General features: G+C 69.5%; 4 protein-coding genes. 2 read left to right on the forward strand and 2 right to left on the reverse strand.

The window, feature by feature from the left end:
* The first annotated feature begins 212 nt into the window (after positions 1-212).
* Together HU772_RS11945 and HU772_RS11950 are read left to right on the forward strand one after the other, a co-directional pair.
* Positions 213-12,671 carry a filamentous hemagglutinin family protein gene (locus HU772_RS11945; protein ID WP_186661467.1) on the forward strand — a complete coding sequence of 4,153 codons (12,459 nt, stop codon included), beginning with the start codon at positions 213-215 and terminating at the stop codon, positions 12,669-12,671.
* Between the two features lie 488 nt (positions 12,672-13,159).
* Positions 13,160-13,912 carry an AraC family transcriptional regulator gene (locus HU772_RS11950; protein ID WP_186661469.1) on the forward strand — a complete coding sequence of 251 codons (753 nt, stop codon included), beginning with the start codon at positions 13,160-13,162 and terminating at the stop codon, positions 13,910-13,912.
* Here the strand turns inward: HU772_RS11950 and HU772_RS11955 are convergent.
* A complete protein-coding gene (locus HU772_RS11955; RefSeq protein ID WP_186661471.1) occupies positions 13,882-15,312 on the reverse strand; it encodes an efflux transporter outer membrane subunit in 1,431 nt (476 codons plus the stop codon). The genes HU772_RS11950 and HU772_RS11955 overlap by 31 nt on opposite strands.
* Positions 15,313-15,327: 15 nt before the next feature.
* Complete coding sequence (locus HU772_RS11960) at positions 15,328-16,098, reverse strand: helix-turn-helix transcriptional regulator (protein WP_186661473.1); 771 nt, start codon at positions 16,096-16,098, stop codon at positions 15,328-15,330.
* Positions 16,099-16,482: the final 384 nt, after the last annotated feature.

A 16,482-nucleotide genomic window follows, 5' to 3' on the forward strand; every position in this document is an offset into this window, starting at 1 on the left:
GTCCTTCCCGGACCCAGGCTCCACCCCGGCAATGGCCGCCTGGCCGTTGCCGGGGTTTTTTGCGTTTGCGCGCAGCCCCGGCCCATAGCGGACATGGATGAACTTTGCATGACAAAGGTTCGGTCCGTGTCGACGCGAACTGCCTTATGGCAAAGCGGCATCACCGCCGCAGCGGATCATTCTCCCAGGCCCCAGAACAAGGAACCGAAGCGATGTCGCGCGGCAAGCCCCAGCCAGCCTTCCCAGCCCCAGCCGTCCAGCGCCGCAGCCAGGCTGCCGGCAGCGAACCTTTGCGGCTCAAGCCGCTGGCCCAGGCCATCGCCTTGCTGATGCTGGCGGGCAGCGCCCACGCGGCCCAGCCCTTCAGCGCCGGTTGGTTCGCCGCCAAGGGCGCCTCCACCGCGCCCAGCGCCGGTGGCGCGGGGGCCGGGGGGCTGGCGCAGCCCGGCTCGCCGCCGCCGTTGGCCCAGCAGCAGCGTCTGAACCAACAGTTCCAACGCTCGGTCGGCAACCTCAACAACACCGTCGCCGCCATCGCCGCCCAGCAGGCGGCCCAGGCCAAGGGCCGGACCCTGGCCCAGGTACAGCCCCAGTTGGTGCCCAACGGCCTGGGCGAAGGTGGCCTGAAGGTCGACGACAACCCGCTGACCCAAGGCTGGCTCAACGCCAAGGCGCCGACCCAGACCCAAGTCGGCGGCAAGACCCAGGTGCGCATCGAGCAGACCAGCGATAAGGCCATCCTCAACTGGGAAACCTTCAACGTCGGCCGTGACACCACCGTGACCTTCGACCAGCAGGCCCAGTGGGCGGTGCTCAACCGGGTCAACGACCCCCATGCCCGGCCCAGCCAGATCCACGGCCAGATCGAGGCTGCCGGCACTGTCATGCTGGTCAACCGCAATGGCGTGGTGTTCAACGGCACCAGCCAGGTCAACGTGCGCAACCTGGTAGCCGCCGCCGCCCAGGTCAGTGACGAGCAGTTCAGCCAGCGCGGCTTGTATGTCGACAACAGCGGCAGCCAGGCGACCTTCGTCAATGCCGGGGGCAAGGTGGTGGTCGAGCGCGGCGCGCAGATCCAGACCCGCGCCGCCGCCACCTCGACCAGCGGTGGCGGCTATGTGCTGCTGCTGGGCAGCGAGGTCGATAACGACGGCCAGATCGTCACTGCCAAGGGCCAGGCCACCCTGGCCGCCGGCGACGATTTCTACATTCGCCGTGGCCAGGGCACCGAAGCCAACCAGTACGCCACCACCCGTGGCAACGAAGTGGCCAGCAGCCTGCGCGCCGGCAGCACCGCGGGGCGAGTGGCCAACAGCGGGCTGATCCAGGCCAGTGGCGGCGACATCACCCTGACCGGCCACCAGGTGCAGCAGGACGGCGTGGCCCTGGCCAGCACGGCGGTCGATCGCCGTGGCAGCATCCACCTGCTCAACGCCGCCAACGATGCCACTGGCAGCGTCAGCTTCGGCCAGGGCAGCGTCACCGCCGTGCTGCTCGAGGACAGCAGCGCCCTCGACAGCCAGCGCGAGGCGGCGCGCCAGACCGTTGCCGCTGGCAGGGGCAACCTGACCACGGGGCACTTCGACAACCTCAGCACGGTCGCCGACCGCCCCGAGCAATCGCGTATCGAGGTGGTCAGCGGTGGCACGGTGCACTTCCAGGATGGTTCGCTGACCTTGGCCACTGGCGGCCAGGTGGCGGTCAGCGCCGGTCGGCGCAGCCTGCTGGACGACGGCGCGCGGCTGGATGTGGCGGGCGCCCTGGGCGTCAAGGTGGCCATGGAAAGCAACACCATCAAGATCAACGTCCAGGGCAACGAGCAGCGCGATGCCGCCGGCAACCGCGACAAGGGCGGCTTGATCAACCGCGACGTGTGGGTGGATGTGCGCGAGCTGGTGCACGTGGCGGCGGGCGTCAATGGCTATGCCAGTGACCGCTGGTACACCGCAGGGGGCCTGCTGGAGGTGGCCGGCTACCTGGGCACGCGCAACCACGGCGTCGGCGAGTGGATGGCCCAGGGCGGTACCGTGACATTCACCGGGCAGGACCTGGTGACCCGCGCCGGCGCCGAGATCAACCTGTCTGGCGGCACCCTGGCGGTGCAGGACGGCGTGATCCGGCAAAGCTGGCTGCGTGGCGTCGACGGGCGCCTGTACGAGCTGTCGAAGGCGCCGGGCGACTTGTTATACACCGGCCTCTACCAGGGTTTCGAGGACAGCAGCGCGCGCTGGAACCAGACCCGCCTGTTCTACAACCCGTTGATCGCGCCGCAGCAGCGCCTGGAGCAGGGCTATACCGTGGGGCGCGACGCCGGCAGCCTGGTGGTCGCCACCCAGGCCGCGTTGCTCGATGGCCAACTGATCGGCCAGACCTGGCAGGACGAGCGACAGGTCAAGGCGCCGGTCGCCGGCCTGGATGGCTACAAGCAGGCGCACACTGCCCGGGCCCAGGGCGCGCAGTTGGTCATCGGCCAGCAGAGCCCAGTCTACCTGGCGTCGAGCAAGGACATCGGCGCGGGCCTGAACCCGGTCCTGCGCGAGGTGCTGCTGGGTCGTGACAGCGGCGGCGCCAGTGCCAACGTGACCTTGCAGGCGCCATTGGCCGATGAACGCCGTGGCCGCCTGCTGCTCGACACCGATCTGCTCAATGGCTTTGCCCTCGGTGGCCTGACAGTGGCCGCCAGCGAGCGTGTGCAGGTCGAGGGGCAATTGCGCCTGGCCGATGGCGGGCAATTGGCGTTGCATGGCCCGCAGGTGGTGGTCAACGCCGACCTCACGGCGCAGGGCGGCAGCATTCACCTGGGCAACGTGGTGCAGCAGGTTTCCGGCGGCAATGGCCTGGCCGAGATGGCCTTGGCGACGCCCGCTGGCTTGCGCGCGCAGGTGCGCGTCGGCGAGGGCGTGCGGCTGGATGTCAGCGGCGTGCGCAGCGACCTTGACCAGGCCGGGGCCCGCGCCTGGCGCCATGCCGGCAGCCTGGCGCTGCGCAGCAGCGGCGATGTGCTGCTGGGCACGGGCAGCGTGCTCGATGCCTCGGGCGGTGTGACCCGACGCGAAGGGGCGCGCCTGCTGGGCGGCGACGGCGGCAACATCACCTTGCAGACCGCCTTCCCCGGGCAGGACGGCGGCAGCGACGCCAGCAGCCGTCTGCAACTCGATGGCCAGTTGCGCGGATACGGCAGCGGCGCGGCGGGCACCCTCGACATCCGTGGGGGGCGGGTACAGATCGGCGGCGTGCCCGAGGCCGGGGCAGGGGTCTACCTGGATGCCGACTTCTTCGACCTGGGCTTTGCCCACTACCGTGTGCGGGGTGCCAGCAGCCTGACCGTGGCGCCTGGCAGCCAGATCCAGGTGCGGCGGCCCGTGCAGCTGCTCGACGCCAGCCTGCCGCTGGACCGTCAGGCGCAGCCGTGGCTGGCGCCGCTGATGCAGGAGGACGCGGTCAAGGGGCAACTGGGCCAGCGCGCCGGGGCCAGCCTGACCCTGGCGGCGGGGGATGTGCTGCTGGACAAGGCCGGGCGCGAAGCAGCGGTGCTGGACATCGGCCGGGGGGCCTCGATCACGGTCGATCCGCGTCAGTCGATCCGCCTGACCAGCACCGCGCAACTGACCCTGGAAGGCAGCCTGCACGCGGCGGGTGGCCAGGTCAGCCTGTTGCAGGAGCGTCCCGCGCTGGCCATCAGCGGCATCGGCGAAGCGCCGCACCAGCGCGCGATCCGTCTGGGCGACGAGGCCCTGATCGATGTCGCCGGCCGCGCCTACACCGCACTGGATAGCCAGGGCCGGCGCTATGGGCGGGTCGACGACGGTGGCAGCATTGTCATCGGCGGCACGCTCGACCAGGCCAAGGGCATCAGCGACGCGGCGGACCTGTTCGTCGACCTGGCCCGAGGCTCGCGGTTGCGCGCGGACGGCGCCGAGGCGACCCTGGACATTCGTGGCCAGGGGCCGCTGTCGTTGGCCAGTGCCGGTGGCAGTATCAGCCTGGCGTCAAACAACGGCTTGCGCCTGCTCGGTGACTTCAGCGCCGCGGCCGGTGGCGTCGGCGCGGCTGCCGGTAGCCTGGCGGTGGCGCTGGACACCGGGCTGTACCTGAACAACGGCCTGGCCGCCGAACTGCTGGCCCCGCGCGAGCTGGTCCTGGGCCAGCAACGTGACGAGCCCGGCCAGCAGGCGCTGGCCTACGGCCAGGGTCGGCTCAGCGTCGAGCAGATCCAGGCCGGCGGTTTCGCCAGCCTGGCGCTGCTCAGTGACGGCGTGCTGGCATTCGCCGGTGATCTCGACCTGGCCATGGCCCAGGACATCCGCCTGTACACCGGCTCGCTGGTGCTGGCCGAGAGTGCCGCCCGCGACAGCCAGGTACGCCTGCGGGCGCCCTACGTGCGCCTGGCCGGCAGCATGCACCACAACACCGACACGGCGACCCGACCGACCATCAAGGGCGGCATGTCGCAGCGCGACAGCGCGGCGCTGCTGCAGGTCGAGGCGAACTTGCTCGACCTGCGCGACCCGCTGACCCTCGGCGCCCATGGCCGCCTCGACCTCAAGGGCCTGCCGCCCTTGACCTTCGATCGCCGTGGCTTCGCCCTGGGCCGGTTGCGCAGCGAAGGCGACATTCGCTTGCTGGGCTCCAGCGACACGGTTATCAGCGACCGTGGACGGCTGTCGAGCAACGCCGACCTCGAGCTGTTGGCCGCGCAGATTTACCCGGTCACCGGCGCCTATGGCGCCATCGAGGTTGGCCTGGATGCGACCCTGCGCATTGGCCGGGTCGGTACTGGCCTGCCGGCGACGCCGCATTCGGTGTTTGGCCGCATCAGCCTGGTGGGTGGCAGCGTCGAGCAGGGCGGGGTGGTGCGCGCGCCGCTGGGCCTGGTGGCGCTGGGCAGCGAGCAGCGCAGCCAGGACGGCGATGTGCGACAGCTGCGCCTGCTGCCGGGCAGCATCACCTCGGTGAGCGGCGCAGGCTTGCTGATGCCTTATGGCGGCACGGTCGACGGCCTGAGCTACCTGTATGGCGGCAAGGCGGTCAGCCTGATCGGCGCCGCGGGCGACATCACCCAGGGCATCATGCTCGGTGGGCGCCAGGTTGAGGTGCAAGCCGGGGCCTTGCTGGACCTGTCCGGCGGTGGCCAACTGCTGGGCGCAGGCTTCGTGTCCGGGCGCGGCGGCTCCACCGATGCCCGCTACCACCCGTTGATGCAGTTGGACGCTTCGGGCCGGCTGCTGCTGCCGACGCTGGCGAGCAACCCGGTGTACGCCATCGTGCCCGGCCTGGCCCAGGACTACGCGCCGCTGGCCGGTGCCTCTGGCGCGGCGGATCCGGCGATCGGCCAGCGCATTACCCTCGACCACGGCATCCCGGGCCTGGCCGCCGGCACCTATACCCTGATGCCGGCCAGCTATGCCTTGCTGCCCGGCGCCTATCGGGTTGAGCTCAACGGCCTGGCGGCGCCAGGCCAGGCCGGCGCCAGCGTGGCCATGCGCAATGGCTCCTGGACCACCTCCGGCAGCCTGTCGGTGGCCAACACCGGCGTCCGCCAGCCGTTGTCCAGCCAGGTCATCCTCACGGCCGGCGATACCCTGCGGCGCTATTCGCAGTACAACGAAACCAGCTATGCCCAGTTCGTCGCGGCCGATGCCGCGGCCAAGGGCGTGCCGCGCGCGGCGATCGAGGCCGACGGCAAATGGCTGACCTTGCGCCTGCGGCCCAACGACGATCCGGCCAGCACTTTCAGCTTTGCCGGCCAGGCGCACTTCGCCGCCAGCCAGGGCGCGCGTGCCGGCAGCGCCACGGTGCTCGGCGCCAGCGCCCTGGAAATCCTCGGGCCAGGGGCGAGCGGCAGCCTGCCCGGCGACAGCGCGACCCGCCTCTATGCCAGCGAGCTGAACGCGCTGAAGGCGCCGAGCCTGAGCATCGGCGCACGGCCAGAGGTGGTCTATGGCCAAGGCGGCAACAAGGTCAGCCTGAACGACAACACCACCTCGATCTACTTGCGCTCCGGCGCCGAACTGCGTGCGGCGCAGGTGCTGCTCGCCACCAGCAGCGGCAACGGCGGCATCGTGGTCGAGCAGGGCGCCGGCATTGTCACCCTCGGCCAAGGCCAGGTGCCGTACGACGCCAATGACGGGTTCTTCATCGACACCAACCAGCATGGCCTGCTGGCCGTTTCCAATGGCCGCCTGGATGTATTGCCGGCGGTGTCCGGGTCGCTGTTCGGCCCTGGCAGCATCCTGATCGGCGAGTGCCCCAGCGGCAACTGCCAGGGCACCACCCGGCTGTACTCCGAAGGCTCGCTGTTCGCCGCCACCGACAAGACCTTCAGCCTCGCCGAACAGGCCCGGTTCGGCACCCGGCATCTCGGCCTGGCGGTGGGCCGGATCAACGTCGGCTCCGCCGAGGCCCTGGCCAGCGCGGCGGCGGCCGGGGTGCTGGGCAGTGGCCTGACCTTGAACCAGAGCGTGCTCGACCGCCTGCTCAGCGGCGACAGTGGCGGCGGGGTGCCAGCGTTGGAGACCTTGACCCTGTCGGCGGCCGATTCGTTGAATTTCTTCGGCGCCGCAGTGCTCGACACCTACGATGCCCAGACCGGCAAGAGCCGCCTGCGCGACCTGGTGCTGGGCAGCCCGGCGATCCATGGCCTGGGCACGGCCGGCGAGCATGCCGTGCTGCGCACCGACAGCCTGATCTGGAACGGTGCCCGCAACAGCGCGGGGGCGCCGATCGCCGGTGGCGCGGGCAGTGGCGATGGGGTACTGGATATCCAGGTCGGCAGCCTGACCTTCGGCTATGGCGCCAACAGCCAGCCGGACGGCAGCGCCGACATGGCCCGGCAGATCCTCGGTTTCAGCCAGGTCAACCTGCTGGCCAGCCGGCAGATCAGCGCCAACCATAAAGGCAGCCTGCAGGTACACCACCGGCGCGGCGCCTACCAGGCCGACGGCACGTTCGCCTACAGTGGCGGCAACCTGCTGGTGAGCACACCGTTGTGGACCGGCGCCAGCGGCTCGGTCAACCGGATCAGCGCTGGTGGCGAACTGCGTGTGCTGGCCGGCGGCACGGCGCTGGCCAGTGGGCGCGACAGCCTCGGCGCGGAGCTGGCCCTGAGCGGCCAGCGGGTGCTGGTCGACGGCACCTTCAGCCTACCCAGCGGCAAGTTGACCCTGGACGCAGAGCAGGATCTGGTGGTGGGCGGGCAGGCGCGCCTGGACCTCGCCGGCCGGGCGCTGACCTTCAATGATGTAACCCAGTACAGCTGGGGTGGCGATCTGAATCTGCGCAGCCAGCGCGGCGACATCCGCCAGGCGGCCGGCGCACAGGTGGACCTCAGCGCCCGCAACAACCGCGCCGGGCGCTTGAGCGCCATCGCCCTGGGCGAGCAGGCCGGGCGCATCGAGCTGCTGGGGCACAACCTCGGCGGTGCCAGCGGCAGCTACAACGCCGGCGGCACCTGGGTGCCGTATGCCCAAGGGACGCTGGACATGCGGGCCCAGGTCATCGACGACTTCAGCGGGCTGAACCTGCGCCTGAACCGCGACGAAATGGTCGGCGCGCGCAGTTTCCAGATCAAGCAGGGTGATCTGCTGCTCGGCAATGAACTCAAGGCCCATGACATCAGCCTGTCCCTGGACAATGGCCGGCTCACCGTCGATGGTCGCGTCGATGCCAGCGGCGAACAGGTCGGCAGTATTCGCCTGGCGGCCAAGCGTGGCTTGACGGTGACCGGCAATGGCCAGCTCGACGCCCACGGCAGCGTGCTGCGGGTCGACAGCCGGGGCGCGCTGATCGAGGCGCCGAACCGGGCGCTGATCGAGTTGAGCAGTGGTGAAGGGCCGCTGGTCCTGGGCAATGGCGCAACCTTCGACCTGCGCCACGGCACCGCCGCCCAAAGCCCCACTGGCCGGCCGCTGGGCACCTTGCAGCTGAGCGCTCCACGCCTGGGCGGTGATATTGCCGGCGACATCGCCATCCAGGCCAGCGGCGCGCTGAACATCCTCGGCGCCCGCAGCATCGCCGTGGTCGGCAACCAGCGCTACACCGATGCCGCCGACCGTGGCACCGGGGCCAGCGGTCGCCCGGTGCAGGCCATCGACCAGGACTACCTCAACGCCAAGCACCAACGCAGCGAGCTGTTCATCAACGCGGCCTTGAACAACCACGACCTGCTCGACAACCGCCTGGCGGGGCTGACCCGCACGGCCTATGCCCAGGCTTTGCACCTGCGCCCAGGCGTGGAAATCGCCACCCGTGACAGCACCACCGACCTGGTGGTGCAGGGCGACCTGAACCTGTCCGAGCACCGCTATGCCAGCCTCAACCCCAATACCCAGAAAACCTCGACGCCAGGTTCGGGCGAGGTGGGCAACCTGGTGCTGCGTGCCGGTGGCAACCTGGAAATCTACGGCAGCATCAGCGACGGCTTCGCACCGCCCGAACCGATCAGCGGCGAGACGCGCATGGACGGCCGTGGCTGGTTGCTGCTGCCGGGCAAACAACCCTTCGACAGCGACCTGGTGATCCCCCGCAGCGGTGTGGAACTGGCCGAAGGCACGCGCTTCCCCGCAGGCAGCGTGCTCAATTTCGACCTGCCGTTCAGCGAAGCCACCTTACCCGCGCAGACCCGCCTGCCGGCCTCCCTGCGTCTGGCCAGCGCCCTGACCCTGCCCGCTGGCACCGTGCTGGAAGCGACGATCCACGACGGCCAGGGCAACCTGTTGTATGCCGCGGGCACCTTGCTCAAAGAGGCGGTCACCCTGGCGGTGGGTAGCGAACTGGGCGCCGGTAGCCGGCTGCCAGTGGCCACCCAGGTTCAAGGCGGGACCTGGACCAAGGGCGTGGCGCTGCCCGAAGGCGGGCTCAGCCAGCGCGGCGCGTTGCCATTGGCCATTGGCGCGCGGCTCCCCGCCGGGACCGATGTGAAGCTGGCCGAGGGTACCGACCTGATCGAACTGCGACCCAGGGTCGACGGCCAGCAAGGTCGCAACTGGGCCCTGGCGCAGATGCTGCCGGCCGGTTCGCAGTCCTGGTCGATGCGCCTGGTGGCGGGCGCCGACCTGGACGCCGCCGACAGTCGCCTGACCCGTCCGGAGCCGGATGCCGGCCTGCTGCGCCTGGCCGACCAGCACTACCTGGCCGGCCAGGTCAAGACCGGTGGCGGCGTGCCGACACCAGGCACCGGCTTGGTCTGGGCGCCGGACAACGGCGCCGGGCTCGAGCCGGGTTCGCCGGTGACCGAAGACCAGTTGGCGCTGTGCCAACTGGTGCCGGACTGGTGCATGCCGGCGCCGGTGAAGAAAATCATCGTCTGGGCGCCAGACAATGGTGCCGGCTTCGAGCCGGGCACACCGGTGGGCGAGGATCAGCTGATGTACTGCCAGTGGCTGCCCGACTGGTGCGTCGAGGTCGACGATCCGGGCCCGAAGCCGGACCCTGAGCGCATCGTGGTGACGCCCACCACCCAGCTGTTCAGCGTGCTGCGCACCGGTACCGGCGACCTGGAGCTGATCAGCGCCGGCGACTGGCGCATGGATTCGCTGTACGGGGTCTATACCGCCGGCACCCCGGCGGCGCCACTACTGGTGGAGGGCCGCGACCCGTACCTGATGGTCCGTGGCCGGCAAAGCGACGGTAGCCTGCTTGGCGCCTCCGGGGCGGACTACGAGGCGGTGACGGCCGAGCAGTTCCGCACCTGGTATCCCGAGCAGGGCGGCAACCTGCGCATCGAGGCCGGCGGCAACCTCAGCGGCAACCTGCTCGCCAGCAAGGACTCGCCACAAGGTGTGCGGGCGCAAAAGGCCTCGGCGGCCGCTGGCAGCTGGTTGTGGCGGCAGAGCCAGGGGGCCTCGCTGGCCGCCTGGGGGATCAATTTCGGCACTTATACAGCCGACACCGCCTTTGAACCGGTGGCGCCTTGGCTGGTGGGCTTCACCGGCATCGGCACGCTGGGCGGTGGCAACCTGGCGGTGACGGTGGCAGGCGCTGCTGGGGTGCAACAAGCCAGCAACGCGGTCTATGCCGACGTCGAGCGCAGCCAGGGCCTCAACCTGGTGGTGGCCAGCAGTGGTCGGGTAGGGGCGGATGGGGTGTTGCGCCAGACGGGCGGCGGCGACCTGCAGCTGCGTGTCGGCGCCGGCCTGAACCCAGGCCTTGCCGCCGTCGAGGCGGCGAAGGCCGACCTCGACCTGGGCGGTGTGCTGGTCAACCTGCGCGGTGGCGTGAACATCGAGGCCGGCAGCATCGGCAGTGCCCTGGAGGTCTACGGCAACGTTGCCGCCCAACAGGACAACAGTGAGTCGCGGGCCTACGACCCTTATCGCGCCACCCGCGCCAGCGCCTTGGGCGGCCTGACCTTGCTGCCGGGCGACAGCGCCGTGCGGGTCCAGACCCTTGGCGACCTGGTGCTGCAGGGCGTGGGTGACCCAGGCCGGCTGCCGCAATACGACAGCCAACCGTTCACCGCCGACGATGGCAGTGCCTATGCCCGTGGCAGCAATAGTTGGTTCAGCCTGTGGCGGCCAAGCAGCGCGGTCGAGCTGCTCAGCGCCGGCGGCAACCTGGTGCCGATCCAGGCGGGGGTGAACATCAATGAAAGCCTCAACCTGCCAACCTACGGTGGGCGTTACTTCTACCCGACCGTGCTGCATGCCGCCGCGCTGAGCGGCAGCCTGTACTACGGCAACTCGGCCCAGCCGCAACTGACCGGCAGCACGACCCTGTCACTGATGCTGGCGCCCTCGGCGAATACCTCGTTGCAGCTGCTGGCCGGCGATTCGATCTATGCCGGCGGCTACGTGGTCAGCCAGGCCGGTACCGACAGCTCGCCGATTGCCACCCCCGAGCGCCCGGCGTTCCTCGGCACACCGGGCAATGGCCGTCCGGGGGCCAACAACCTCAGCGGTGACTTGCCGGCCGCAGCCGATCAGTTCCCGCTGTACAGCTTCGGGCTCAACAGTTATTCGGCCAATGGTCCGGGGCCACTGGCACCCGCGCGCTTCTATGCCCTGGACGGCGATATCGTCGGTTTCAATACCGGCGAACTCATTCGTTTCACCACCAGCGGGCTGACGCTCTACCAGGGTGGTGGTGCGGTGCGGGTGATGGCGGGCCGCGACATCGTCAACGCCGGCATGCCGCTGGGGGGGCGGCGCTATGCCGCCGCGGAGTTGGCCCACGGGCGCTTCGGTGGCGCCAACGATGCACTGTCCAGCGGTAACCTGATCATCCACAGCGACCGCAACGATGTGTCGCTGATCAGCGCGGGTCGCGATATTCGGCTTAGCACCTTCAACATCGCCGGCCCTGGCCTGCTCGAGGTGGTGGCCGGGCGCAACCTGTACCAGGCAGGGCAAGGCGTGGGCTCGGCCTACCAGGAGGCGGCGATCACCAGCCTAGGCCGTGTGGGGGGCGCTGGCAGCGGCAACGATGGCGCCGCGATCGCGGTGATTGTCGGTGCCGGCAAGGCGGGCCCGGACTACACCGGGTTGCTGCGGCGTTACCTCGATCCGGCGCGCTTGCTGGCGCCGGGCTCTTCGCTGGAGGCCAACCCGGAGAAGGTCGCCAAGGTCTACGACCAGGCACTGTCGGAGTGGCTGAGCGAGCGTTTTGCCTTCGAGGGCGACGAGCAGGCGGCGCTCGCCTTGTTCGCCACGCTACCGAGCGAACAGCAACGCCAGTTCGCCCGGCAGATCTACTTCGCCGAGTTGCGCGAAGGCGGGCGCGAGTACAACGATGCCAGCGGCCCGCGCAGCGGCAGCTACCTGCGAGGCCGGCAAGCCATCGCCGCGCTGTTCCCGGACCGCGATGTGGCGGGCAACCCGATCAGCTACAGCGGCAACGCTACCTTCTATGGCGGCGCCGGCATCCACACCGACTTCGGTGGTGGCATCCAGGTGCTTACCCCGGGTGGCCAGCAGGTATTCGGCATCGAGGGCGAGGCCCCACCTGCAACGGCGGGGGTGATCACCCAGGGCAGCGGCGATATCCAGTTGTATGCCCAGGGCAGCATCCTGCTTGGCCAGAGCCGGATCATGACCACGTTCGGCGGCTCGATCCTTGGCTGGTCGGCCAGCGGCGACATCAACGCCGGGCGCGGCTCGAAGACCACCGTGGTCTATACCCCGCCCAAGCGCACCTATGACCTGTGGGGCAACGTCGGCCTGGCGCCGAGCGTGCCGAGCACCGGTGCCGGCATCGCCACGCTCAACCCGATCGCCGAGGTGCCGCCAGGGGATATCGACCTGATTGCGCCATTGGGCACCATCGACGCCGGCGAAGCGGGGATCCGCGTGTCGGGCAACGTCAATATCGCCGCTTTGCAGGTGGTCAATGCCGCCAACATCCAGGTCCAGGGCGATGCCAAGGGCATGCCGGTGGTGGCGGCGGTGAACACCGGCGCCATTGCCTCGGCCAGCGCCGCGGCGTCGTCGGCGACCCAGGCCGCCGAGGAGGCCGGGCGCCAGCAGCAGGCGGCGGCCCGGCAGCGCCAGCCGTCGGTGATCACCGTGCAGGTGCTGGGCTTTGGCGGTGAACGGCTGGTGCCGGGGCAGGACGGGGCGAGCCTGAACCCGCAGTACAACCGGCAGAGCCCGGTGCAGGTACTGGGGGCCGGGGCGCTGGATGAGCGGGCCAAGGCGCAGTTGACCGAGGAGGAGCGGGGCAACCTGTTGCTGTGAGGGTGTAGAGCATGGTTTGAAGCCTGTGGGAGCCAACGACTAAAGCTAGCGCGATCCCTGTGGGAGCGGCTTTAGCCGCGAACACCGGCACAGCCGGTGCCAGGCACCGCGTCGCCTTCTTCGCGGGTAAACCCGCTCCCACAGGCATAGCGCATGGCTTGAGGTCGGTGCGGTCACTGTGGGAGCGGCTTCAGCCGCGAACACCGGCGCAGCCGGTGCCAGGCACCGCGTCGCCTTCTTCGCGGGCAAGCCCGCTCCCACAGGTGTGGTGCATGCCATGAGGTCGGCGCGGTCCCTGTGGGAGCGGCTTCAGCCGCGAACACCGGCGCAGCCGGTGCCAGGCGCCGCGCCGCTTGCTTCGCGGCGGCCCGATACACTCGCTGCCACAGACGTAGCTGTCCGCCCTCATGCGAGCATTGCCAAAAAACCGCACACCCACCCCCGGCAATCGCCAATAATCCCCCCACGCCACCATCAGACCCCAGCCGATGCCACGCCCGATCATCCTGCCCCTCGCCGAGAACTACCGCCATGGCGAACACATCGCCCCGCACTGCCACGATCGGGCCCAGCTGATCCACGCAATCAGCGGGGTGGTCACGGTCAACGCGCGCGAAGGCAGCTGGGTGGTCCCGCCTGGTCGTGGGGTGTGGGTGCCGGCGGCGGCCGAGCACGAACTGCGCATGGCCGGCGTGGTGCGCATGCGCACGCTGTTCGTCGACCCTGGCGCGCGGCCCGACCTGCCGGGCCAATGCCAGGTGATCGAGATCTCGCCGCTGCTGCGCGAGCTGATCGTGCGCGCCATGGACATCGCCCCGGACTATCCAGCGCAAGGCCGCGAAGCGCGGATCATGCAACTGATCCTCGACGAAATTCGCGTGCTGCCGGTGTTCGCCCTGCATGTGCCCAGCCCACGCTCGGCGCAGTTGCAGGCGCTGTGCGAGGCCCTGCGCCAGGCTCCCGCCGAGGCCTGGAGCCTGGCCCGTGCCGCAGCCCACAGCGGCCTGAACCCACGCACCCTGACGCGCGCCTTCCAGCGCGAAACCGGGCTGAGCCTGGTGCAATGGCTGCGGCGCATGCGCCTGCTGGCCAGCCTGGACGCCCTGGCGGCCGGGCAATCGGTGCTGGAGGTGGCGCTGGACCTGGGCTATGACAGCCCCAGCGCGTTCAGCGCCATGTTCCGCCGCACCTTGGGGGTGTCGCCCTCGGTCTACTTCGGCAGGGCCGCTGAGCGCTGGTAGGTCAGATTCGTTGGCGTTTCCCAGCCGCCACCGAGCGCGGCATACAGGTTGACCTCGGCCAGCAGTTGCGCCAGGCGATCGCTGATCAGGCCCTGCTGGGCGCTGAACAGCGCGCGCTGCGCATCGAGGAAGGCCAGGCTGCTGTCGATGCCGTTGCGGTAGCGGTTTTCGGCCAGGTCATGGTAGCGCTGGCTGGCCGCCACCAGGTCGCGCTGCGCCTGTAGCTGATCCTGGTAGGTGCCGCGGGCGGCGAGGCCGTCGGCGACTTCCTGGAAGGCGGTCTGGATCGATTTCTCGTAGCGCGCCACCTGGATGTCCTTCTGCAGCTTGGCGTAGTCGAGGCTGGCGCGCAGGCTGCCGGCGTTGAACAGCGGCAGGTTGATCTGCGGCTGGAACAGCCAGCTGCCGGAGCCGGCGTCGAACAGGTCGGACAACTCGCGGCTGCTGCTGCCGGCATTGGCGGTCAGGCTGATGCTCGGAAAGAACGCGGCCCGCGCCGCGCCGATATTGGCGTTGGCGGCCTGCAACTGATATTCCGCCTGGCGAATGTCGGGGCGCCGCTGCAACAGGTCGGCCGGCAGGCCAGCGGGCAGCCGGGCGATCTGCTCGTCGGCCAGGGCCATGGCCGGCAGGTCGTCGCGCACTGGCATGCCCACCAGGCGCTGGAGTTGGTTGAGGTCCTGGGCCGCCAGGCGGGTATAGCGGGCCACCGCCGCGCGGGAGCTGTCGACGCGGGTGGTGGCCTGGATCTGATCGAGCGCCGAGACCGTGCCGGTACGGCGCTGGCGCTGGGTCAGGCCCAGGCTCTGCTGGTCGGCGTGCAAGGTCTGTTGCGACAGCGCCAGCAGTTCCTGGTCGGCGCGCCAGGTCAGGTAGGCGCCGGCGACGCTGGTGATCAGGCTCAGCTCGGCGCTGCGCCGGGCCTCGTCGGTGGCCAGGTAGTTGAGCAGCGCCTGGTCGCTGAGACTGCGCAGGCGACCGAACAGGTCGAGCTCGTAGGCGCTGATGCCGACGGTGGCCGACTGCTGGGCGCTGATCATGCCGGCGCCGCCGGTGCGGCGGCGGGGCAGGTATTGGCGCGTGCCCTGGGCATTGGCGGCGATCTTCGGCAGCAGCTCGGCGCGCTGGATACGGTACTGGGCGCGGTAGGCTTCGACATTGAGCACGGCTTGGCGCAGGTCGCGGTTGTTGACCATGGCCACGGCCAGCAGTTGGCGCAGGGCCGGGTCATGGAACACCGCCTGCCAGTCGCCGGGCAGGGTCGTGACCGCGGGGCCGCGCTGGTAGGCGGCCCCTTCGGGGTAATGGGCGGGGGCGGGCGAGGCCGGACGCTGGTAGTCCGGCGCCAAGGTGCAGCCGGCCAGGAGCACGGCAAGCAGGGGTAGGGTCGTTCGTGGCATGACGGGGTCTCGCGGTCAGTTACCGGCCATCCAGCGGGCCAGGCCGTGGCGACCGCTGACGCCCAGCTTGGCGGTGGCACGCTTGAGGTAGGTTTCGATCGAACTGTTCTTGACGTTCAGGCGCAGGGCCAGTTGCGGCACGGTGTCGCCGGTCAGCAGGCCGATGCAGACTTCCTGCTCGCGGCTGGACAGGCGAATGCCTTCTTGTTCCAGGCGATCACCGAACAATTGACGCATGGTGCCCGCTTCGTCGGGCAGCTCCCGCCCAGGTCGGCGCAGGCCGGCCACCTGGAGCAGTTGCGCGTGGTGCTCGACCAACGGCAGCAAGGTGTCCGACAGGGTCTTGAGCAATGACAGCTCGGCCAGGGAGAACGCCCGCTGGGTCGGCTGGCGGTAGCAGCAGATCACCCAGCGGCGGTTGCCGCTGCGCGAGACCAGCTTGCACTGGTGGGCGTCGCCCTCGGCGTTCACCGGGGTGTTGATCTGGATCAGCAGCGGGTCTTCCATGCGCATGATGCTCTGCAGCAACGGATGACGCAGCGGCCGGGTAGTGGTGACGGCGGCGGGGTAGCCGGCGTTGCCCAGGACCTTGACTTGGTGGATACGGGTTTGCTCGCTGTCGAGGGTCCATTCGCTGAGATCGAGCCGATGAATCGGTACCAGGCCGCTGACCAGCTCGAACATCTGCTCGGCGAAGCCTTGGTCGCCGGTACTGGCGACCAAGGCGCCCAGCTGCAGGTACAGGAGCGGGTCGTGGTGGTGCGTGCGGCTGTCGGTCAGCTTCATGTGCTTTCTTCCTTGATTCGCTAACGCTGCGGTTGGGTCTCGCGGTCGAGTCCTCTCTGTGGTGCGGGTTTGGCGGTATTGAATAGCAGGCTCCAAGCCGGCGTCTGTAATGGAAACCAGGGACAGGAAAGGCCATTTTCGCGGCAGTGGAAAGCCGCCTTGTGTGTGCCCGACAGGGTGAGCGTGCGTCGGTTTGTCGGACAATTTGCGTCAGAAATCGACCAGATCGTGACCAATGGCTGCGACAAGGCTGTGGGGGAGGTCATTGCTGGTGGTGGGCAGGCGCCAATGTCCTACAAAAAAATCAGTGCCTTTACAGGGCTCTTTAGGCAATGGCCCAGCTACGTCCGACCCACGTCCGCTGGTCGGGTTGTCCGGGTTTGT

Origin of the sequence: Pseudomonas xantholysinigenes, from assembly GCF_014268885.2 — a bacterium.
In the GTDB taxonomy this organism is placed as follows: domain Bacteria; phylum Pseudomonadota; class Gammaproteobacteria; order Pseudomonadales; family Pseudomonadaceae; genus Aquipseudomonas; species Aquipseudomonas xantholysinigenes.

Excerpts from the sequence above, each read along its gene's own strand:
- HU772_RS11945 (WP_186661467.1), top strand. The coding sequence starts at position 213 with ATGTCGCGCGGCAAGCCCCAGCCAGCCTTCCCAGCCCCAGCCGTCCAG.
- HU772_RS11950 (WP_186661469.1), top strand. The coding sequence starts at position 13,160 with ATGCCACGCCCGATCATCCTGCCCCTCGCCGAGAACTACCGCCATGGC.
- HU772_RS11955 (WP_186661471.1), bottom strand. The coding sequence starts at position 15,312 with ATGCCACGAACGACCCTACCCCTGCTTGCCGTGCTCCTGGCCGGCTGC.
- HU772_RS11960 (WP_186661473.1), bottom strand. The coding sequence starts at position 16,098 with ATGAAGCTGACCGACAGCCGCACGCACCACCACGACCCGCTCCTGTAC.